Source organism: Lampropedia cohaerens, assembly GCF_001005215.1.
Lineage (GTDB): Bacteria > Pseudomonadota > Gammaproteobacteria > Burkholderiales > Burkholderiaceae_C > Lampropedia > Lampropedia cohaerens.
On the sequence record NZ_LBNQ01000018.1, the window covers coordinates 16,576 to 37,699 of the forward strand.

Below are 21,124 nucleotides of genomic sequence, written 5' to 3' on the forward strand. Positions count from 1 at the left end.
GATTCTGTTGCCGGGCAGCCAGTTGCAGGCGTCGTCCGGCGAGGCCGATCATCGCCGGTCGCGGTGTGCTTGAGGTGCGGCGGGGGAAAAGCCGCAATGATTGGGGTCCGAGGGCATAGGTGTGCTGGGCGTGTCGGAATCGGGATAGAGCGCGTGCAGAGTTGCCAGCGTCACCTGCCTGAGTGACGCCTGCAGGCTGAGCGCTGGACTGTTCGCAGGCGCATCGGCGCCTCCATCGGCGCTTGTCTGCCGCAGCTGGTGCCACAGCGCGTGAAAATGCGCGTTTCCCAGCGAGGCGATCTGCGTGTTCAGCGCCTCGTTCCAGTGCGCCGGGGCCTGGGTTTGCGTGTAGCTGCCACGCCCGCGGCCGAAATGGGCAATGGCGAGGTACTTGAGCAGGCTGGCATGCAGCAGGGCGTCGAGAAACGCGTCCGAGAGTTCGACCTGGTGCTGTGTTTGCGCGCGGGCCCTGTTGATGCCCAGTGCGGCACCCGCAAAGGTGACGGCGCCAGCCAGTGCCCCGAGCAGCGCGCCGGCGCCCATGGTCAGCCCGCCCGCGGCCAGATCCGCACCCAGGCCGCCGGCGGCCCCGGTGGTCAGTGCACCGAGCAGCCCCATCTGGCGTGTATCCAGCGGCGTGTGCACCGTGAAGTACTCGCGCAGCTGTGCGTGGATTTCCGCTTCCGTGCTGCCGTCAAGGTGGTGCAGGCGCAGCAGGGTCTGTGTCGTCTGCTGGTCGACTTCGCGCAGATGCGCCAGCAGTGCCTGCATCGCCTTGTCCTCCGGCGAATCCCTGCTGTCTGCCTTGCCCTGCTGGATGGCCTGCGTCAACAGCCGCCAGCTCAATGCCGCGCCGGGCTCCGCTACCGGCTCCTTCCAGCGTGCGGCATGCGCCAGCAGCTCGGCAATGGCGCGCATGCTGGCATCCAGCCTGGCATGGTTGGCCCGCTCCCATTCGCGCATGATGCGTGCATACCCGGCCTGCTTGTCCGGCGGGATGGCCGACGCGACCGCTTGGAACAGGCGCTGCTCGTGTAGCCAGCTGCGCGTGAAGGCATCAAGCGCCACGACCTTGCGCACCATCGGCGCATAGGCCGCCATGGCTTGCGTCCAAGTCTGCAGATCCTGCGCCTCCTTGCGGGCATCGGGCGCTCCAATCTGGTTGAGTAGCACGATGACGGGCTTGTCCAGCCAGCGCAGCAGGTGCATCTCCGCATCCAGGTAACCGGCATCGGCGGGATCTTCGGCGGCGTTGACGAGGTAGAGCACGACATCGGCGTTGCTGCGCGCCGCTTGCATGGCACGCTGACTCATCCAGAAGGGCTTGTCACGCCAGCGGTCCCACAGGTTGGAGAGAAACCAGCCCATGGGGTTGTTGTGTTGCCGCAGGCGCTGGTAGAGCCGCACCGAATCTCCGAAGCCTGGCGTATCCCACAGGGTCAGGCGGTCACCTTCGGGCGTTTGCAGCATTACGTGCGCATCGGCGCTGTCCGTCACGTGGGGAGCATCGCGGATGTCTCCCACATCCTGTCCGAGCAGGGTGCGTGTCAGGGTGGTCTTGCCGATGTTGGTGTGCGAAATCAGGCACCACTGCACCTGCGTGCCGTGGGCCGCGGGCGTCAGCACATGCGCTGGTGCGGTCGGTGCGGGCGTGCTCATGGTGTTGGTGGGTGATCGATGAACACCGCGTGCTGGCCGTGTGCCTGCACGAACAGCTGCCAGAGATGGCGTCGCTCGGCCAGGCGCTGCTGGGCGCCTGCGTCGGGGCCCAGACGCTGCGCCAGCTCCTGGCCGTAGATCCACACGGCACGCGCGCCTGGCACACGCGCCTCGAACTGCCGCAGCACGGCGCCATGGGCTTCTTCCTCTGGCGTGGCTGCAAGGTTGAACAGCAGCACCGAGAGGCTGGGTACGCGCGCCTCCACGGTCTGGCGAAAGTAGCTGCCGGCATCCGCGTACTCCAGCGTTGGCGCGATGTGCAAGTGCGCTGCTGCTCCAAACTGCGTGCGCACATAGCGCTGCAGCTCGGCCTGGCGCTGCGTCGTCATCTGCAGGCTGAACGGGTACAGCGCGATGACTGTCGCATCACTGGTGAAGTCGCGCGCCAGTGCCTGGAAGTAAGCCGTATCCAGCGGCAGGTGCAGCATGTGCGCGCTGCTGGCGGCGCGCACACTGTGCCAGAGCGCCAGCAGCAACCGCGGCAGCACGACGACCAGCACCAGCAACAGGCTGTAGGCAATGATCCACTGCCTGCCGTTCTGTTGCTGGCCGGCGGGCCAACTCTGCAGCAGCTCGATCTGCTCCAGCGACCAGCTTGGCTGGCCCAGCAGGGCCTGGGCGGGCCAGCTCAGCAAGTTGGTCAGCAGGTGCACCTGCGGAGCACCCAGCCAGGTACTCTCCCAGCCAATGCGGTACTCGGTAAACAGGCCCGTGACGATCAGGCCCAGCACCACGCCCAGGGCCAGCGCCGCAGCACTCAGGTGCAGCATGGCCTGCAGACGCCGCGTCTGGCGCGCTTGCTGGTAGGGCGCCCAGTCCTGCAGAAAGCGTTGGTAGATGCCGCGCAGGCTTTCGTCCTTTAGGCGAGCGGAGGTGCGCGACCACCATTGCGTCCATGGCGCTGTGTCGCGCGCTAGCACGCGGCGGCCTTGTCGCAGCGCCACCAGGGCGCGCGCGAGCATCACCGCGTACATCGCCAGATTCCACGCCAGAATTGCCAGCAGCGGCGCCGTCAGCAGGTTCAGGCGGTGGGGTTCGGTAATCTTTTCGCTGGCAAATCCCAGTATTAGCGCGAGCAAGGGAATGATCCACAACCATGGCACGCGATGTTCGCCGGGGTCGCGAAGCAGCGCGATCTTGGGGTTCTGGCGGGTGGCGTGCGCCAGCAGGTGTTCAGCGCGGCGCACGGCCAGCCGTTCGAGCTGGCGCTCCTGACCAGCCTTGACGGTGCCGCGCTGCTCGAACAGCGCTTGCTCTGTGGCCGCCTGGCGCTGCGCCGTATCAAGCAGGGCGGGCTCGTCCGCTGGCGCGGTTTCGATGGCCTTGGCCAGCAACACATCGCGGTACTGTCGCTCGTTCATGATGAAGGCATGCCCGGGCAATGGGCCTTGGGCAAGGAATAAATCATTGCCTTATCATAATCGGTCTTTTTTTGACGACTGCCTTATGACCAAAGAGCTTGAGCGCGCCAGCCCCGCGCCCGTGGAACAAGAGGAGGGCGTGCCGGTTTCGGTCAAGATCCGCGAGCGCCTGCGGGCGCAGGGGCGGCGCTTCAACGCCAATGACAACATTGCCGACTGTCTGGAGCCGGGCGATCTCGACAGGCTGCTGGACGAGGTCGAGGCCAAGATGCAGGGCGTGCTCGACAGCATGGTGATTGACACCGCAGGCGACCACAATACCCGCAGCACTGCCAGGCGCGTGGCCAAGATGTATCTAACCGAGGTGTTCAAGGGCCGTTACGTGCCCGTGCCGGCGATCACCGAATTTCCCAACGCCGAGCACCTCAACGAGCTGATGATCGTCGGCCCCATCACCGTGCGCAGCGCGTGCAGCCACCATCTGTGTCCGGTCATCGGTAAGGTCTGGATTGGCGTGCTGCCCAACCAGAACACCAACGTCATCGGTCTGTCCAAGTACGCACGGCTGGTAGACTGGGTCATGGGACGCCCGCAGATCCAGGAGGAAGCGGTGGTGCAGCTGGCCGACCTCATCATGGAGCGCACGCAGCCTGATGGGTTGGCCATCGTCATGGAAGCCAGCCATTTCTGCATGTCCTGGCGCGGAGTCAAGGAGATGGACAGCAAGATGCTCAACTCGGTGATGCGTGGAGTATTCCTCAAGGATGCGAATCTGCGGCGGGAGTTTCTCTCGCTGATCCCCAGGCGTTCATCCTGAGCCGTCTGTATGCATCGTTTCCAAGGAGGCCTGCCGACATGCTGGTGCAACTGATTTATGCGAGTGTGGTGGCCGACAGCAGCGCTGCGGCTGTGGACACGATTCTTGCGCAGGGCCGGCGCCACAACGAAGAGCGCGGCATTACCGGCGTGCTCTGTCACGGCTACGGCGTGTTCCTGCAGGCCATCGAGGGCGAGCGTGCTGCCGTCAACCAGACCTATGCCCAGGTGCTGCGCGATGCGCGCCACCGCGATGCGCAGCTGCTGTATTTCGGCGAGATCTGCGAGCGCAATTTCTCCAACTGGTGGCTGGGCCAGGTCCGGCTGGAAAAGCTCAGCCCGCCATTCGTGCTGAAGTATGTGGAGCGCCTGCCGCTGACGCCCGGGCAGCTGTGCGGCACCTCGGCACGGGCCATGGTGCTGGATCTGGTTGCCACTGCCGCAGTGGCCCATCGTTGATGGCGTCGCGGCACAGGTTGTGCGCCTGACGGCAGCGCAGCAGAAGGCGGCTTGCCCTCATTGCAAGTTCTCAGAAGTTCTCCCACTCCTGCTCACCAGGGTCGGGCGCGGATTTGCGCGCTGGCGGCGATTGCTGCGGCAAGCCCGGCGCGGAATGCTGCTGCGTCCCGCGCGCGGCGCGTGCGGATTGTTCCTGCGCCTGCTGCACGGGCGCGCCAGCTCGCGTCGCGCTTTCGCCATCCGATTTAGATGTGAAAGGGGGCAAGGCAGCGGTGCTGCCTTGCGTCAGGTGGAAGACTTCTACGGATTGCACCAGTTCCTGGGCCTGTTGACTGAGGCTGGCCGCTGCCGCCGCGCTTTCCTCGACCAGCGCTGCGTTGCGCTGGGTGACGTGGTCAAGCTGGGCAATGGCCTCGCCCACCTGGGTGACGCCGGCGCTTTGCTCGGTACTGGCGGCGCTGATTTCCCCCACCAGGTCCGTGACCCGGTGAATGCTTTGCACGATTTCTTCCATCGACTTGACGGCATTGGCAACCATTTCCGCACCGGACGCCACACGCTGGGCGTTGGTGGCAATCAACGCCTTGACCTCCTTGGAGGACTCGGCGCTGCGCTTGGCCAGGCTGCGCACCTCATTGGCAACGACTGCAAAGCCCCGACCCTGCTCGCCGGCACGTGCTGCCTCCACGGCGGCATTGAGTGCGAGGATGTTGGTCTGGAATGCAATCGCGTCGATGACGCCAATGATGTCCTCAATCTGGCGGCCACTTTCCAGAATGTCCTGCATCGTGCGCTCTGCCTGCAGCATTGCCTGACTGCCCTCGTTGGCGGTCTTTGCCGTGTCGATGGCGACCTTGTTCGCCAGCTGCGCGTGGTCGGCGTTCTGGTGCACGGTCGAACCCAGTTCCTCCATCGAAGCGGCAATCTCCTCCAGCGAGCTGGCCTGCTGCTCGGTGCGGCTGGACAGGTCGTTGTTGCCCTGCGCGATCTGTTCGCTAGCGGCTGCCACACCTTGTGCATTGCTGCGCACCCGCGCCACCACGCTGGCCAGACGGGTGCGCATGGTCTCCAGGGCATGCAGCAGCTGTCCCATTTCGTCCCGACTGGTGACGTGGACTGGCTGGCTCAGATCACCGCGCGCGACGGCTTGCATTCTCTCCACCGCCAGCTGGGTGGGGCGGGTGATGCTGCGGATGATCCACGCCGCTGCAGCGGATGCCAGCACCACAGCCAACAGCAGCATGATGCCGACCTGCCGCAGTGCCAGCCGGTAAGTGCTCTCGACCGCGGCGAAGGCCGCATCGGCCTGGCGGGCATTCCATTGCTGTAATGAACTGATGTGCTCTTCGACGCGCGCGAATGCCTCGTCCAGCGGACCTGCGTAGTAATCGCGCGCGGCCTGCAGCAGGTTTGGGTCGACGGTGCCGTCGGTGACGTTATTTTGCACGAGCTGGGTCATCAGCTCCAGCAAGCGGTTGCGGGCCGCATCGTAGGCATTGCGACTTTCCAGGTAGGCCGCGAGCATGGCGGACGCTTCCACGCTGTTGCTGGCACGCTCGAAGGCGTCTTCGAAAGCGACTACTTCTGTCTGACGCGTCTGCAGCTGCGCCATGGCCTGATCGTAGGCCCCCTGGGTACGCACCGAGGGAAGCCGCGCTTCGACGCGGCGCACGCGATTGAGCGCAGCAGACAGGTCGCTGACAGCCAGGATGCTGGGCAGCCAGCGCTGATTGACTTCGACGCTGCGGACGTTGACGTTGTGCAGCTGCCGCAGCGCCACCAGCCCCAGCACCATCGTCAGCAGCACCAGTAACGCAAATGCGCCAATGAGCTTGGACCGTATCGAAAGATTGGAAAGAGACATGAGCGTGTGTCCAGAAGTTCGGCGTAGCGTGGGAGTGGTTCAGACCGGCGTGGGCGTGTGCCGTGCTGCCTGTACAGTTTGCGCGTGGCCGCGGCGATCTGCCACAGCATCGCCTGAATGGCGTGGGACCGACCGGCAGCCAGATTTCAAGAGGCAATTATCAGTGCGTTCACGCATCGCGCGCGCAGTGCCCAACGAATTGTAAATAAATGTTTGTCTCTGTGGAAAGAATCTGACTGCGCCGACGCCGGTTGCGCACGGCGTTGCAGCGAGCTGGGGCGGAGGTTCAGCGATTGCGCATCCAGTCTGCTGTATGGAGAAAGCTTTCGGTGAGGCGCTCGCGCAGCGCCTGCGGTACTTGCGTCTCACGCATGGCTTGGTCCATGCATGCTACCCATTCATCGCGCTCCCGAACGCCGATCGAATATGGCATGTGCCGCATGCGCAGGCGAGGGTGGCCGAAGCGCTCGACGTAATAGTCAGGTCCGCCCAGCCAACCGCACAAGAACCAGAACAGCCGTTCGCGCGCGCGCTCCAACGATTCCCCGTGCGCGCGTCGCAGGGCCTGGTAGGCCGGCTCGATCTCCATCAGGTCGTAAAAGCGCTCCACCAGCGTACGCACGCTTGCCTCGCCGCCGAGCCATTCGAACGGCGTGGGGGCTGGTGCCGGCTCTTCAATCTGGTGCATCGGTGCGGGGGGTGGCAATCTGCGTGTGCGCTATGACCCGGTCATCACCCAGCACAATCAGGGCAAACAGCAGTTCTTCCAGCGATTGCGCTCTGGCGGTTCGGCGCGCAAGCAGGGGGGTGGCCTGCGGATCAAGCACGACGAAGTCGGCTTCCGCGCCAACTTGCAGGTTGCCGACCACGCCTTCCAGGCCCAGTGCGCGCGCGGCAGCACCCGTGTGGTGCCACCACAGCTGCGAGGGCTGCAGCGACAGACCTTGCTTGGTGTGGCCTTCACGGCCGACGTAATAGGCCGCGAGCATGGTGTGGAAGGGACTGAAGCTGGTCCCCCCGCCGACATCGCTGGCCAGTCCCCAGGGCATGCCCGTGCGTTCGGCTGCTGCAAAGTCGAAGAATCCGCTGCCCAGAAACAGGTTGCTGGTCGGGCTCACGGCCGCTGCGGCTTGACGCACGCGCATCTCTGCGCGGTCCTCGTCATCAAGGTGGATGCAGTGTGCATAGATGGCACGCTCGCGCACCAGCCCGGCGCGCACGTAGACGTCCAGGTAGGAGCGTGCTGCCGGGTACAGCTGTTGCACCCAGCGCACCTCGTCGTGGTTCTCTGCGACGTGACTCTGGATCCACGTGTCGGGAAAGCGCGCTGCCAGCGCACCTGCGCCTTCGAGCTGCTGCGGCGAGCTGGTGGGGGCAAAACGTGGCGTGATCGCATATCCCAAGCGTGCCTTGTTGTGCCAGCGTTCGATCAACGCCTGCGTATCGCGCAGGCTTTGCGCAGTGGCATCGCGCACGCCGTCGGGACTGTGGCGATCCTGCAGCACCTTGCCGGTGACCAGGCGCAGGCCACGCGCCAGGGCGGCGGAAAACAGCGCATCGACCGATTGCGGGTGGGAGGTGGAAAAAACCAGTGCGGTGGTCACGCCCTGGCGCAGCAGCTCATCCAGAAAGAACTGCGCGACCGATTGCGCATGCGCAAAGTCTGCGAACGCACGTTCGGCAGGAAAGGTGTAATTCTCCAGCCATGGCAACAGGCCATCGGCTGGCGCGCCAATGATGTCTGTTTGCGGATAGTGAATATGCAGGTCAATGAAGCCCGGCGCAATGAGCTTGCCGGGCCAGTGCGTCACTGCCAGCTGGGGATATCTTGTGCGCAGTGTGGCGTAATCGCCCACGTCCGCGATGGAGGCGCACCGCTGCCCAGGCGACGGGGGGCGCACGACCAGCAAGCCATCGGATTCATGGATGGGCCGACCTCCGGCATCGAAGCGCAGCAGGGCGCCGCGGTAGCCCTGCAGGGCGGCGGGGTTCGAGGCGGTCATTGCGGCCTAGCGGAAGCGGGCGGCGGGGCCGTTCAGACCGTCGAGCCCAGAAGCTTTTGCAGCTCGCCGGACTCGTACAGTTCCATCATGATGTCCGAGCCGCCGATGAACTCACCCTGCACGTACAGCTGCGGGATGGTTGGCCACTGGCTGTACTCCTTGATGCCCTGGCGGATTTCCTGATCCTCCAGCACGTTGACGGTCACCAGCGTCTTCAGATCCACACCGCAGGCCTTGAGAATCTGGGTGGCGCGGCCGGAGAAGCCGCACATCGGAAAGCTCGCCGTGCCTTTCATGAACAGCACGACGGGGTTGTTTTTGACCAACTGGTCGATTCGTTGTTGTACATCGCTCATGGGAAGCGCTCCTGCGGCCATGCCGCAACGGGTAGAAGTGGAACATGCCAGCAACAGGTCTGCGCACGGTGCATGCGCAACTTATGCCGTCAATGGCGCGATTGTGACAAACAACACCGGCTTGTGTGCACTGACGTGGCCATAGCCGATAAAAATGGCGGAGACTTGGGCGTTGTACGGGAAAGCGGTTGCGCAACGCATACGGGGATCGTCGGCAGGTGCAGAGGAAGAGGCGGTAAACCATTGCCCCGCGGCTGCGACCTCCACAGCGCTGCGCGCCTGCTGGCAGGGTTTGCAGATATTCCCTAGGGCGCAGGCGCCGCGCGTGAACACCATTGCTGCAAGTCGGCATCCAGTGGACACGTCAGCGCCACCTCCGCACCGGTCGCGGGATGGGCAAAGCGTAGCTGCCATGCATGCAGGAACATGCGCTGCAGACCGGATTTTGCCAACCGCCTGTTCCAGTCGAAATCGCCATACTTGTCGTCGCCTGCGATCGGGTGGCCGGCACTGGCCGTGTGCACGCGGATCTGGTGGGTGCGGCCGGTCTTGATGGTGACCTCGATCAGGCTGGTGGCTGGCAGGCCAGTCTGTGTCTGCGCCGCAAAGCGTTGCTGCACGCGCACCAGCGAGAGAGCGCGCATGGCATCGGGATCCTCTGCCGTGGTGGTGCGCACACGCCGCTCGCCATCGGGCAGCAAGAACTTGTGCAGCGGCGTGTCGAGCACCTTCAGCCGGTCGGGCCAATGCCCCTTGACCAGTGCCAGATAGGTCTTGCCGGTGGTGCGGGCGCGGAACTGGTCCTGCAGCCGCGTCAGCGCGCTGCGTCTCTTGGCGATCAACAGAATGCCGGAGGTTTCCCGGTCCAGCCGGTGCACCAGCTCCAGGTAGCGCGCCTGCGGGCGCGCTGCGCGCAACTGCTCGATGACGCCGGAGCTGACGCCACTGCCGCCATGCACGGCCACACCGGCCGGCTTGTCGATGGCCAGCAGCCAGTCATCCTCAAGCAGAACGGGAAATTCCCGCCGGGGCGCTGGCGGCTGAGTTGGTGCAGGTGGCGTCGCGCCTTGGCGCAGCGGTGGAATGCGGATGACGTCGGCCGCGGCAAGGCGTGTCTCCGCCTGCGCGCGCGCCTTGTTCACGCGCACCTGACCGCTGCGGATGAGCCGGTACACGTGGCTCTTGGGGACGCCCTTGAGGGTGCGAAACAGGAAGTTGTCCAGACGCTGGCCCTCCCATTCCTCGCCGACGGTGAGCCATTGCACAAGCGGTGCGGGGGAGGGAGCGGAGGCAGACATGGCAGCGAAAAAACAATAGAACTGGGGTGCGGGCGCTTGCCCTTATAATCGGCAAGCCCATCCCGGAATACCGAACGGTCAGGCGCTGCGAGTGTAGTGCATGAAGTTTGCGCAATCGCCTAGGTGGCCTGCTGGCGCACGTTGTGGCCGCAGTGCAGGTCCGTTTGCGAGAAGCCATGGGGGTGTGGCAGTTGCCAGAGCGGCATGGCGTGCCATAAGCCATAAACAAACTGAGGCGCGATGTGCCGCATTGGCCTTGTGAGAGCCTCGAAACTCGGAATTTCCCGCATGGGCGATACCAATGTCTGATGGGTGCCGTTGGCACCCCTATTCCGGGCGCCTGCTGATTGGCGCCATCCGGCTTGCAGACTTGCATCGCTCGTGCCCTTGAACCGTCTCCATTCATGTTGCTGGTAATCATGGCGTTGGCCTTGCTGGCGTGGTTGTTCAGGCAGCCACGTGGCAAAGGTGCGCCTGTGCCTGTGCGCGCCATGGCGTGCACGGCGCATCGGCTGCGGATTCGGCGCGCGGCGCATGGCAGGCATTGGTCGGCCCTGCGTGGCGGCGCGCATCCTGCCGTTGCCGCGATCCGGCCGCTTGCCCCTCCCCCTGATTGCGCATCCTGACTGCACGCAATCGTGCAGGCAGGGTCTCGGGGTAATCTGGAACTGTTTCTTCCGACGTTTTCGTTGACGACGCTGCACAAGGCCCTGGCCATGGCGCGGGCTGCCGTTGGGCCGTCCGCATGTAGGAAACTGCTGCTGCAGCGGCATGGCCCGGACGCGTTGGCCGTACGCTGCAACACACGTCGTGAAGGAATGCCTCATGAAGAGGATGTTGATCAATGCCACGCACGCGGAAGAGCGTCGCCTGGCAATTGTTGATGGTCAGAAGCTGCTGGACTATGAGATCGAGTACAGCGGGCGCGAGCAGCGCAAGGGCAATATCTACAAGGCGGTTGTCACGCGCGTCGAGCCGAGCTTGGAAGCCTGCTTCGTCGACTACGGCGAGGAACGCCAGGGCTTTCTGCCATTCAAGGAAATCTCCCGCCAGTATTTTGCCGAGGGTGTTGCCGTCAGCCAGGCCCGGATCAGCGATGTGATCCGCGAAGGCCAGGAGCTGCTGGTGCAGGTCGAAAAGGAAGAGCGCGGCAACAAGGGGGCGGCGCTGACGACCTTCATCAGCCTGGCAGGGCGCTATGTGGTGCTGATGCCCAACAACCCGCGTGGCGGCGGCGTCTCGCGCCGCATCGAGGGCAATGAGCGCAACGAGCTCAAGGAGGCGATGGACCAGCTTGAATACCCCAAGGGCATGTCCATCATCGCGCGCACGGCCGGCATCGGGCGCACGGCCGAAGAGCTGCAGTGGGACCTGAACTACCTGCTCAAGCTCTGGAAGGCCATCGAGGAGGCGGCCGCCGACAAGGCGCCCAACCTGATCTATCAGGAGTCGAACCTGGTGATTCGTGCCATCCGTGACTACTTCAGCCCGGATATCGGCGAAATCCTCATCGACACGGATGCCATCTACGATCAGGCGGCCGGTTTCATGTCCTACGTGATGCCGGAAAACGCCGCGCGCGTCAAGCGCTACCGCGACCCGGCGGCGCTGTTCTCGCGGTTCCAGATCGAACACCAGATCGAGTCGGCCTATGCACGCACCGTGCAGCTGCCCTCGGGTGGCGCCATCGTGATCGACCAGACCGAGGCGCTGGTGGCCGTGGACGTGAACTCGGCGCGTTCGATCAAGGGCGGTGACATCGAGGAGACAGCCACCCGTACCAACCTGGAAGCCGCTGACGAGATCGCCCGCCAGCTGCGCCTGCGCGATCTGGGCGGGCTGGTCGTGATCGACTTCATCGACATGGAGGACGCCAAGAATCGCCGCGAGGTGGAAAACCGTTTGCGCGAGGCGTTGCGCCAGGACCGGGCCCGGGTGCAGTTTGGCTCGATCAGCAAGTTTGGGCTGCTGGAAATGAGCCGCCAGCGCCTCAAGCCCGCGCTCTCGGAAGGCGCCTCCATCCCGTGCCCGCGGTGTGGCGGTACAGGCCACGTGCGCGACATCGAAAGCTCGGCGCTGCAGATCCTGCGCGTGGTGCAGGAAGAGTCCATGAAGGACAACACCGCCGCCGTGCACTGCCAGGTGCCGGTGGAGGTGGCCAGCTACCTGCTCAACGAGAAGCGCACCGAAGTCACCAAGATCGAGATCCAGCAGCGCGTCAACGTGCAGATCGTGGCCAACAAGACGCTGGAGACGCCCAACTATCGGCTCGAGCGCCTCAAGGCCGACGACAGCCGTCTTGATGACACGGTGCCCAGCTACAAGTTGGCCGAAGAAATCGAAGATCCACTGGTGACGGCGCGCCGCTCCAAGGAGCCGACCAATCGCCAGACGCCGCTGATCAAGACCTTGATGCACGACGCACCGCCGCCGGTCGTCGCCCCCAAGGCTGCGGCAGAGCCCGCATCAGCTGCGGCACCTGCAGCGGTGAGCGCGCCTGCGGCTGTGCCCATCGCGTCAAAGCTGTTGGGATGGCTGGAGCGCATCAAGGCCATGCTCAGTCTCGGCGGCCCGACAGTGGCCAAGACCGAGGAGACGGCCAAGACTGCGGCGGCCACACCCACAGGTCCTGGCGCTGCATCGGGCGCAGACAGTGGCGAGCGCAAGCGCTCCGGAGAGCGTCGCCAGGACGGGCGTGGCCGTGGCACGCGCAATGGGCAAGGTAGCAGAAATGGTGGCCGCAGCAGCGCCAATGCCACGCAGGATGGCGACGCGCCACGGCGCGAGCGTGGCGACAGGGCAGAGCGTGCGGATAACCAGGAGGGGCGGGAAGCCCGTGGCGAGCGCAGCCGCTCTCGCTCCGAACGCAGGCCGCGCGGCGAAGCCGGCAGCGTGGAGAGTGCCGCCGCCCAGACAGTTGGCACTTCCGCGCAATCGGTAGCCGATGCAGAGAATGAACAGGGCAGCCGTCGCGGCAGTCGCCAGCGTGGTCGCAGGCAGGGGGGCGCAGAGCGTGACGAGGCGCAGGCAGGCGACAGCGAACGCAGCCGCGCGCGCCCGCGCCGCGACGCCGAGCGGCCGCAGGAGGCGTCCAGCCCCAGCGACGAGCAGGTTGTGCTGAACGATGGAGCCGTTTCTGCGGAGCAGCCGGATGCGCAGGTGCGCGAGGAGCGCCGTGAGCGTCGCTCCCGCGACCGTTACGGGCGTGACCGGCGTCGTTCGGATCGTGCTGATGCGCCATCCGAGTCGACGCAGTCGCAGGCGGACAGCGCCCCTGCGGCCGATGCTGTGGAAGCGTCCGCTGTCGGCACATCCCCGGTTGCGACCGAGGATGGTTCGCAGACTCCTCGCAGCCGCAGCTATTTTGCCGATCGTGCCGCCGCAGTGGTGGTGACGGACGCCGCACCAGCGCCAGCCGCTGAGGCGCCCGAAACGCAGCAGACTGCCACGGCGGCGGTCGAACCCGAGCCGGTTGCGCAGGCGCCCGCCAGCATGGAACCGGCCGAAACCGTCGTAAGCACGGTTGATCAGCCCGCCGCCGAAAGTGGGCAGGAAGCCCGATTCGTGCTGGATGTCCAGGCCCTTGCTGCAGTAGTGGAAAGTGCTGGCCTGCAATGGGTACATACCGATCCGCAGAAGGCAGCGCAAGTGCGTCAGGCCATTGAGTCGGCCCCGAAGCCGGTGCACGTGCCACGGCCACGGCCGCCTGCTGTGGTGGTTGACACGCAGCCCTTGCAGCTGGTGGAGACCCGCAAGGACCTGCGTGAGGTGCGTTTCCCGTTCGATCAGCAGGCTTGAGGGCCTACAGTGCCAGCCCGCAGGCAGTGGCTTTGACGCCGCCTGCGGGCTTTCTGCACATGAGTGCTTGAAGTGCCGTCATGGCCCGCAGCGCCTTTGCCTGGCTGCGCGGCGCATGAAAAGAGCGTAAACAGGTTCTTAAACCCATTCTTGGCAAGGAGATCGGCAGGCGAGGGCGGAGTTGAGGGAAAATCAGCCCCATGCTGTTTCTGCTCTCTCCCGCCAAGTCGCTGGATTACGACAGCCCTGTCGATCCGGCCCTGCCCGCCACCGAGCCGCTGTTTACCCGGCAGTCGGAAACCATCATGGCTGCGCTGCGCACCCGGTCCGCGCAGGAATTGCAGCAACTCATGGGCATCAGTGCCAAGCTGGCGGAACTGAATGTGCAGCGCAATCGGGCCTGGAGCGCACGCCACGGCCCGCAGAATGCGCGCCAGGCGGTGCTGGCGTTCAACGGTGATGTGTACGAGGGACTGCAGGCGGCCAGCCTGGGCGCGGACGAACTGCAGTGGGCGCAGGAGCACGTGTTGATTCTCAGTGGGCTTTACGGCGCCTTGCGGCCCCTGGACTGGCTGCAGCCGTACCGGCTGGAGATGGGAACGCGTCTTGCCGTCGGCAAGGCGGAAAACCTCTACCAGTTCTGGGCGGAACCGCTGGCGCGCTACCTGACCGAACGGCTGCAGGCGCAGAAAACACCGGTGATCGTCAATCTCGCCTCCAACGAGTACTTCAAGGCGGTGGACCGCAAGCGCCTGAAGGCACGCGTGATCGATTGCGTCTTTCAGGACGAGAAGGCGGGACAGTACAAGATCATCAGTTTTCTTGCCAAGCGCGCGCGCGGGCTGATGGCGCGCTACGCCATTGCGCACCGCATCGACCATCCGGACGCGCTGAAGGATTTCGACGCTGAAGGCTACCGCTTTGCGCCGCAACAGTCCTCGGCGGACAAGTTGGTGTTTTTCCGCCCCGAGCAGGCCAGGCCCTGAGTGGGCCGCTGCGCCAGTTCCTCTCGTCGCCACATTCCGGAGATACGGTGCCATGACCAAGAACTCCAGCGCCAGCAATCCGCTGCTGGCTTCCGTCACACCCGAGCTGCGGGCCTGGATCGTGTCGCAGGCGCAGGCAGGGGTATCGGCGCCCAAAGTGCTCAAGGCCATGCTGGATGTCGGCTGGAAAGAGGATGTGGCGCTTGCAGCCATGGAGGCGGTGCTGACCGAGCATCTGCAAGCCGGTGCGGCGGTGGAGTCGAAAGCCTCTACTGTCACGGTTGGGCAGGCAAATGATGCACAGCAGGGCTTGCCGCCTGCAGTGGCAGTGCCAGATCTGGCGCTGGACGACCTGCCAGGATGGCTGGACGCCGGTGACCGTCAGGTGCGTGTGCTCATGCACATGCGGTTGCCGCGAGTGGTGGTGCTTGACGGGCTGCTGACCCCGCAGGAGTGCGAAGCCATCATTGCGCTGGCCAGGCCGCGCATGAAGCGCTCGCTGACCATCAACAGCAAGAGCGCCGAGGGTGGCGACGAGGTCAACGACGACCGCACCAGTGAAGGCATGTTCTTCGAACGGGGCGAGCACCCGGTTGTGGCGGCGCTGGAGCGGCGCATTGCGTACCTGCTGAACTGGCCGCTTGAAAACGGCGAGGGGCTGCAGGTGCTGCGCTATGGCCCGGGAGCCGAGTACAAGCCGCATTACGACTATTTCGAGCCGGGCCTGCCGAGTACCCCCGCGCTGCTGCGCCGTGGTGGTCAGCGCGTCGGCACCATGCTGGTGTATCTCAACACGCCGGACAACGGCGGAGGCACCATCTTCCCTAACGCCAATCTGGAAATCGCCGCCCAACAGGGGATGGCCGTGTTCTTCAGCTACGACCGGCCCCATCCGGTCTCGCAGTCGCTGCATGGCGGCTCGCCCGTGATCAAGGGTGAGAAATGGGTGGCCACCAAGTGGCTGCGCGAGCGCGAGTTCGTCTAAAAACCGTATTCAGTGCACGACTGGGAGAAGACGCGCCAGCCGTGTGACACTGTCGTTACGTGTCGTGGCGTTCTTTGCGCCAGCGCTGCACCAGCGGCGGCACCAGTTCCGTAGCGCGGCCTGCGAGGAACTGGTAGTCCTGCGGGGGATGGGCCACATCCAGCGCAATCAACACCTTCTCGGCGTGCGCCGGGGCCTCACGCACCAGCCCTGCAACCGGAAATACCGACAGCGAGGTGCCGACCACCAGCATTTTGTCGGCGCGGCTGATTGCCTCCATCGCCTCATCCAGGCGCAGCACAGGCTCGCCGAACCACACGACATGCGGGCGCAGCTGACTGCCATCCGGCGCCAGGTCGCCCGGCTCGATGTCGGGCTTGGTCAGGGGCACGACCAGATCCGCGTTGATGCTGCTCTGGCCTTTGATGATTTCCCCATGCACGTGGATCACGTTGCTGGAGCCTGCGCGCTCGTGCAAGTCGTCGATGTTCTGGGTAACCACCGTGACTTCATAGTCGCGCTCAAGCTGCGCAATGGCGTGGTGGGCCGCATTGGGCTGGGCTGCCAGCACCTCGTGGCGGCGCTGGTTGTAGAACCTGAGCACAAGCTCTGGATTGGCTGCAAAACCTTCGGGCGTGGCCACCTCGTCAATGCGGTACTCGTGCCAGTAGCCGTCAAAGTCACGGAAGGTGCGCAACCCGCTCTCGGCGCTGATGCCTGCGCCCGAGAAAACGACGATACGAGGTTTCATGTCAGCGCTTCCTGTACATGACGCGCAAAAAAGCCGCTTTGAAAAGCGGCTTTCTTCAAACGATGTTTTGTCATTCAACCAATGACCTCAAGTGTCATTGGTAGGCGCGATTGGATTCGAACCAACGACCCCCACCATGTCAAGGTGGTGCTCTAACCAACTGAGCTACGCGCCTGTGCGTCGAATCCGAGATTCTAGTACAAAAAATCGGTCGGTCTGAGAAAATTTGGGGAAATTCTCCAACCTTCCACGCGCGGGGTACTTGGCGCTGTCAGTTGGCGCCGCCCGCGCGTGCTGGGATAATGGCAGCTTTGCCGATTTCGCTGGCCACTTCTCTGGCGAAAGTGCCGCAGTAACGACCATGACGACTTTCAGCCCCGAACTTCTGTTGCCCGCCGGCTCGCTTGAGAAAATGCGCGCTGCCTATGACTTTGGCGCAGATGCGGTGTACGCGGGCCAGCCGCGCTACAGCCTGCGGGCGCGCAACAACGACTTCCGGCTGGAGCAGCTCAAGCAGGGCATCGAGGAAGCGCATGCGCGCGGCAAGAAGTTCTTTGTCACCAGCAACCTGCTGGCGCACAACGACAAGGTGCGTACCTACCTGCGCGACATCGAGCCCATCATCGCTCTCAACCCGGATGCGCTGATCATGGCCGATCCGGGCCTGATCATGCTGGTGCACGAGAAGTGGCCGCACATTCCGATTCACCTGTCGGTGCAGGCCAACACTACCAACTCTGCGTCGGTGAAGTTCTGGCAGAAGGTGGGTGTCTCGCGCATCATCCTCTCGCGCGAGCTCAGCCTCAAGGAGATCGAGCAGATCCGCCAGGATTGCCCGGACATGGAAATCGAGGTGTTCGTGCACGGCGCGCTGTGCATTGCCTATTCCGGGCGCTGCCTGTTGTCTGGCTATTTCAACCATCGCGATCCGAATCAGGGCACCTGTACCAACGCCTGCCGCTGGGACTACAAGACCCATGCAGCGGATGTCGACCCCAACACTGGCGAGGCGCTGGCCACCGCGAAGATGGATGCAGGTTTCAACTTCCAGGCCATGCAGGAAGAGGGCGACAAGGCCTTTGCTGCGTGCGGCGACGGGCGGCGCCATCCCAAGGCTGACCAGGTCTACCTGATCGAGGAGATCGGTCGCCCCGGCGAGCTGATGCCCATCATGGAAGATGAGCACGGCACCTACATTCTCAACAGCAAGGACTTGCGTGCGGTCGAGCATGTGGAGCGGCTGACGAAGATCGGCGTCGATTCACTCAAGATCGAGGGCCGCACCAAGAGCCTGTACTACGTGGCGCGCACGGCGCAGGTCTATCGCCGCGCCATTGATGACGCAGTCGCCGGCCGGCCTTTCGATCCGACGCTGATCACCGAGCTGGAAGGGCTGGCCAACCGTGGCTACACCGGCGGCCTGCTGGAGCGGCGGCCTGCCAATGACTACCAGAATTATGAGACTGGGCATTCGGTGGCCAAGCGCAGCCAGTTCGTGGGCGAGGTGCGCGGCGTGCGCGCCGACGGCTGGGTCGAAGTGGAAACCAAGAACCGCTTTGCCGTTGGCGACACGCTGGAGATCATCCATCCCAGTGGCAACCGCCTGGTCAAGCTGGAAACCATGCAGGACGCAGATGGCCAGAGCATCCAGGTGGCAGCAGGCAACCCGCTGCGGGTCTGGTTGCCGATCGACGGGCCGGTCGAGGGCGCGCTGGTTGCCAGGCTGCTGCAGCCTCAGGCGCAGGAGGCGGTGGCGGTGTGACGGAGCTGGCCTCGGACCATGCGGTGAAGAAGCGCACACCGCTGAAGATTGCGCTCATCGGCATGCCAGCCATTGGCAAGACGACCATCGGGCGCAAGCTAGCGCGTTGCTATGGCTATGCATTTGTCGATCTCGATCATGTGATCGAGGAGCGCATCGGCTGCAGTATTCGCGAGTATTTCGAATGCATGGGCGAGCCGGCGTTTCGTGACATCGAAGCGACGGTGCTGGCACAGCAGGTCGCACGGGCCGAGCCGCTGGTGCTGTCCACCGGTGGAGGCATCGTGCTGCGGCCCGAGAACCGCGCCCAGTTGCGCTGCCACTGCCATGTTGTCTACCTGCACGCGCTGCCGGAAGCGCTGCTGCGGCGCGTACGCCATGACCGCACCCGTCCACTTCTGCAGGTGCACGATCCCTTGCGGCGCCTGCAGGAACTGTACGTCACGCGCCATCCGCTTTACCTTGAGACGGCCGACGTGCAGGTGCAGGCAGATGTCGGCAGCATGCGTCAGACACTGCAGACCATCGAGCGGCAGCTGGCATCGCTGGGTGTGCCGCCACCGGTGGCAAGCGGCTGAACGTTCCGCTGTGTACTGCGTAGCGCGCCATAGACATCCTTTTTTTGACTTTTCCAGACGAGTTGTTCATGTCCCTTCTTGACGATCCGGCGACCTGCGTCGATACCATCGATATTGCGCTGGGCGAGCGCTCCTATCCGATTCTGATTGGCCAGGGCGCGCCGCTGTGGCAGCAGGCCGTGCAACACTTCCCGGCTGGCACCAGCGCCACCATCGTCACCAACACTACCGTTGCACCACTGTATGCCGAACAGTTGCGGGCGCAGCTGGCGCCGCACTATCCCAGGGTGGATTTGGTGGTGTTGCCCGATGGCGAAGCGCACAAGAACTGGCAGACACTGAACCTGATCTTCGATGCCATGCTGGGCAGTGGTGCGGACCGCAAGGCGGTGCTGTATGCGCTGGGCGGCGGCGTGATCGGCGACATGACGGGCTTTGCCGCCGCGTGCTACATGCGCGGCGTGCCATTTGTGCAGGTGCCAACGACGCTGCTGGCGCAGGTGGATTCTTCCGTGGGTGGCAAGACGGCCATCAATCACCCGCTGGGCAAGAACATGATCGGCGCGTTCTACCAGCCGCGGCTGGTGGTTTGCGATCTAGCCACCCTTAAGACTCTGCCGCAGCCTGAACTCAGCGCCGGGCTGGCCGAAGTCATCAAGTACGGCCCAATCTACGACATGGACTTCTTTGCCTGGCTGGAGCAGAACATCGCCGCGCTGAAGGCTCAGGACGGGGCTGCGCTGCGCCATGCGGTGCGGCGCAGCTGCGAGATCAAGGCTGCCGTCGTGAGTGCCGATGAGACGGAAAGCGGTCTGCGTGAAATCCTCAACTTTGGCCATACCTTCGGCCATGCCATTGAGGCCGGCATGGGCTATGGTGCCTGGCTGCACGGCCACGCCGTGGCCGCAGGCATGGTGCTGGCCACGCAACTCTCGCAAAAGCTGGGCTATCTTCCCGACGACCGCTTTCTGCAGCGGCTGCTTGCGCTGCTGGAGAAAGCGCAACTGCCGGTTCAGGCTCCGGTGCTGGATGCGGCGCGCAACGCCGAGCGCTACCTGGCGCTGATGCGCGTGGACAAGAAGACGCAGGGCGGCGCCATTCGCTTCGTGCTGCTCAATCCGCCGGGCAAGGCGCATACGGAAAAGATCGATGACGCCATCGTGGCAGACCTGCTCAACGCCAGCATCGCCGCATGAGTGCAGCCGTGCCCGCCCCCTATGCTTGTCAGGCGAGCCAGTCGCGCGGGCGGCGCATTGCCGAGCCCGCGGCGCCTACGCGCACGGACTTCCAGCGCGACCGCGACCGTATCGTGCACTCCTCGGCGTTCCGGCGGCTGGTCTACAAGACGCAGGTGTTTCTGAACCACGAAGGCGACATGTTCCGCACGCGGCTGACGCATTCGCTGGAAGTGGCGCAGGTGGCGCGCTCGATCGCCCGCCCGCTGGGGCTGGATGAGGACCTGGTCGAAGCCATTGCGCTGGCGCACGACCTGGGGCATACGCCGTTTGGCCACGCCGGTCAGGACGCACTGCACGCCTGCATGCGTGAATTTGGCGGCTTTGAGCACAACCTGCAAAGCCTGCGCGTGGTGGATGTGCTGGAGCAGCGCTATCCGCAATTCGACGGGCTGAACCTCACGTTCGAGACGCGCGAGGGCATTCTCAAGCATTGCTCGGCGGCCAACGCGCGCACCATTGAGGCGCGCGAGCCGGGCGGCATCGCCAGAAGGTTTCTGGACAAGCGCTGGCCAAGCCCCAGCCTGGAGGCACAGCTGTGCAACCTTGCCGATTCCATCGCCTACAACGCGCATGACATCGACGATGGCATCCGCTCCGGGCTGCTGCGCGCCGAACAGTTGAAGGACGTGGCGCTGTTTGCCGAGCACCACGAGCAGGCCGCGCGCGAGTATCCGGCGCTGCGTGCCGCGCCCAAGCGCTGGCTGTATGAGACCATTCGGCGCATGCTCAGCGCACAGATCTATGATGTGATTGCCACCACGCGCGAGCATCTGGCCGAACACCAGCCCGCCTCGGTCAATGCCGTGCGGCAGCTGCCGCCCCTGGTGCGGTTCAGTGCGCAGATGCAGCAGCAGGCGGTGCAGTTGAAGCAGACGCTGTTTGCCAATCTCTATCGGCATCCGCAGGTGATGGCAACGACCGGCCGTGCGCAGCAGGCCATTACCGACCTGTTTGCGCTGTATCGCCGCCAGCCCGAGCGGATGAAGCCGGAATTTGCCAGCCGCGCGGGGCAGGCCGCGGACGACCGTGCGCTCGCGCGCGTCGTCTCGGACTTCATTGCGGGCATGACGGACCGGTTCGCACTGGCCGAGCATGCGCGCTGGAGCGGCTATCGTATCCTGGAGGAACAAGGCAGCTAGGCAAGGGTGTC

General features: G+C 64.5%; 17 protein-coding genes and 1 tRNA gene. 9 read left to right on the top strand and 9 right to left on the bottom strand.

What is annotated here, in order from left to right; all coding sequences use genetic code 11:
• Positions 1–48: 48 nt before the first annotated feature.
• Together AAV94_RS04130 and AAV94_RS04135 are read right to left on the bottom strand one after the other, a co-directional pair.
• Positions 49–1,659: a DUF3482 domain-containing protein gene (locus AAV94_RS04130; RefSeq protein ID WP_084824729.1), complete on the bottom strand. Its 1,611-nt coding sequence runs from the start codon at positions 1,657–1,659 to the stop codon at positions 49–51.
• Positions 1,656–3,080, bottom strand: coding sequence for a DUF2868 domain-containing protein (locus tag AAV94_RS04135; protein WP_046741073.1), 1,425 nt, complete (start codon positions 3,078–3,080; stop codon positions 1,656–1,658). Before AAV94_RS04135 ends, AAV94_RS04130 begins: the two co-directional genes overlap by 4 nt.
• Positions 3,081–3,165: 85 nt before the next feature.
• On the opposite strand from AAV94_RS04135, the gene folE reads away from it, so the two are divergent.
• Both folE and AAV94_RS04145 read left to right on the top strand, forming a co-directional pair.
• Positions 3,166–3,897 carry a GTP cyclohydrolase I gene (gene folE / locus AAV94_RS04140; RefSeq protein ID WP_046741074.1) on the top strand — a complete coding sequence of 244 codons (732 nt, stop codon included), beginning with the start codon at positions 3,166–3,168 and terminating at the stop codon, positions 3,895–3,897.
• Positions 3,898–3,935: 38 nt separating this feature from the next.
• Positions 3,936–4,355 (top strand): BLUF domain-containing protein, encoded by a 420-nt coding sequence (locus tag AAV94_RS04145; protein ID WP_046741075.1) that lies wholly within the window; start codon positions 3,936–3,938, stop codon positions 4,353–4,355.
• Positions 4,356–4,425: 70 nt separating this feature from the next.
• On the opposite strand, the gene AAV94_RS04150 is transcribed toward AAV94_RS04145, so the two are convergent.
• From AAV94_RS04150 to AAV94_RS04175, 5 genes are all read right to left on the bottom strand, one after another.
• Positions 4,426–6,219 (bottom strand): methyl-accepting chemotaxis protein, encoded by a 1,794-nt coding sequence (locus AAV94_RS04150; RefSeq protein WP_046741076.1) that lies wholly within the window; start codon positions 6,217–6,219, stop codon positions 4,426–4,428.
• Between the two features lie 286 nt (positions 6,220–6,505).
• The gene (locus AAV94_RS04155; protein WP_046741077.1) at positions 6,506–6,907 is read right to left on the bottom strand and encodes a group II truncated hemoglobin; all 402 of its coding nucleotides are present in this window, start codon (positions 6,905–6,907) and stop codon (positions 6,506–6,508) included.
• The gene (guaD, locus tag AAV94_RS04160) at positions 6,894–8,222 is read right to left on the bottom strand and encodes a guanine deaminase (protein WP_046741078.1); all 1,329 of its coding nucleotides are present in this window, start codon (positions 8,220–8,222) and stop codon (positions 6,894–6,896) included. The genes AAV94_RS04155 and guaD overlap by 14 nt, the downstream gene beginning before the upstream one ends.
• Before the next feature lie 32 nt (positions 8,223–8,254).
• Positions 8,255–8,578, bottom strand: a complete 324-nt coding sequence (grxD, locus tag AAV94_RS04165) for a Grx4 family monothiol glutaredoxin (RefSeq protein WP_046741079.1) — start codon at positions 8,576–8,578, stop codon at positions 8,255–8,257.
• A gap of 305 nt (positions 8,579–8,883) precedes the next feature.
• Complete coding sequence (locus tag AAV94_RS04175; protein WP_046741081.1) at positions 8,884–9,876, bottom strand: RluA family pseudouridine synthase; 993 nt, start codon at positions 9,874–9,876, stop codon at positions 8,884–8,886.
• Between the two features lie 825 nt (positions 9,877–10,701).
• Between AAV94_RS04175 and AAV94_RS04180 the strand changes: the two genes are divergently transcribed.
• The 3 genes from AAV94_RS04180 (at position 10,702) to AAV94_RS04190 (ending at position 15,645) form a co-directional block, all read left to right on the top strand.
• On the top strand, positions 10,702–13,674 hold the full coding sequence (locus tag AAV94_RS04180) for an Rne/Rng family ribonuclease (RefSeq protein ID WP_046741082.1): 2,973 nt from the start codon (positions 10,702–10,704) through the stop codon (positions 13,672–13,674).
• A 200-nt stretch (positions 13,675–13,874) separates the two neighbouring features.
• The gene (gene yaaA / locus AAV94_RS04185; RefSeq protein WP_046741083.1) at positions 13,875–14,660 is read left to right on the top strand and encodes a peroxide stress protein YaaA; all 786 of its coding nucleotides are present in this window, start codon (positions 13,875–13,877) and stop codon (positions 14,658–14,660) included.
• A gap of 52 nt (positions 14,661–14,712) precedes the next feature.
• Positions 14,713–15,645, top strand: a complete 933-nt coding sequence (locus tag AAV94_RS04190) for a 2OG-Fe(II) oxygenase (protein ID WP_046741084.1) — start codon at positions 14,713–14,715, stop codon at positions 15,643–15,645.
• A gap of 55 nt (positions 15,646–15,700) precedes the next feature.
• Here the strand turns inward: AAV94_RS04190 and AAV94_RS04195 are convergent, their stop codons facing one another.
• Together AAV94_RS04195 and AAV94_RS04200 are read right to left on the bottom strand one after the other, a co-directional pair.
• Positions 15,701–16,396 (bottom strand): SIR2 family NAD-dependent protein deacylase, encoded by a 696-nt coding sequence (locus AAV94_RS04195; protein ID WP_046741085.1) that lies wholly within the window; start codon positions 16,394–16,396, stop codon positions 15,701–15,703.
• A gap of 98 nt (positions 16,397–16,494) precedes the next feature.
• A tRNA-Val gene (locus AAV94_RS04200) sits at positions 16,495–16,571 on the bottom strand.
• Positions 16,572–16,757: 186 nt separating this feature from the next.
• Here AAV94_RS04200 and trhP point away from each other — a divergent pair.
• The 4 genes from trhP to AAV94_RS04220 all read left to right on the top strand — a co-directional run bounded on the left by trhP (position 16,758) and on the right by AAV94_RS04220 (position 21,113).
• Positions 16,758–18,158: a prephenate-dependent tRNA uridine(34) hydroxylase TrhP gene (trhP, locus tag AAV94_RS04205; RefSeq protein WP_046741139.1), complete on the top strand. Its 1,401-nt coding sequence runs from the start codon at positions 16,758–16,760 to the stop codon at positions 18,156–18,158.
• A complete protein-coding gene (locus AAV94_RS04210) occupies positions 18,155–18,736 on the top strand; it encodes a shikimate kinase (RefSeq protein ID WP_231731228.1) in 582 nt (193 codons plus the stop codon). The genes trhP and AAV94_RS04210 overlap by 4 nt, the downstream gene beginning before the upstream one ends.
• 68 nt (positions 18,737–18,804) lie before the next feature.
• Positions 18,805–19,932 (top strand): 3-dehydroquinate synthase, encoded by a 1,128-nt coding sequence (aroB, locus tag AAV94_RS04215; RefSeq protein ID WP_046741086.1) that lies wholly within the window; start codon positions 18,805–18,807, stop codon positions 19,930–19,932.
• Entirely contained in the window at positions 19,929–21,113 is a 1,185-nt protein-coding gene (locus AAV94_RS04220; protein ID WP_046741087.1) for a deoxyguanosinetriphosphate triphosphohydrolase, read from the top strand. Before aroB ends, AAV94_RS04220 begins: the two co-directional genes overlap by 4 nt.
• The last annotated feature ends 11 nt before the right edge of the window (positions 21,114–21,124 follow it).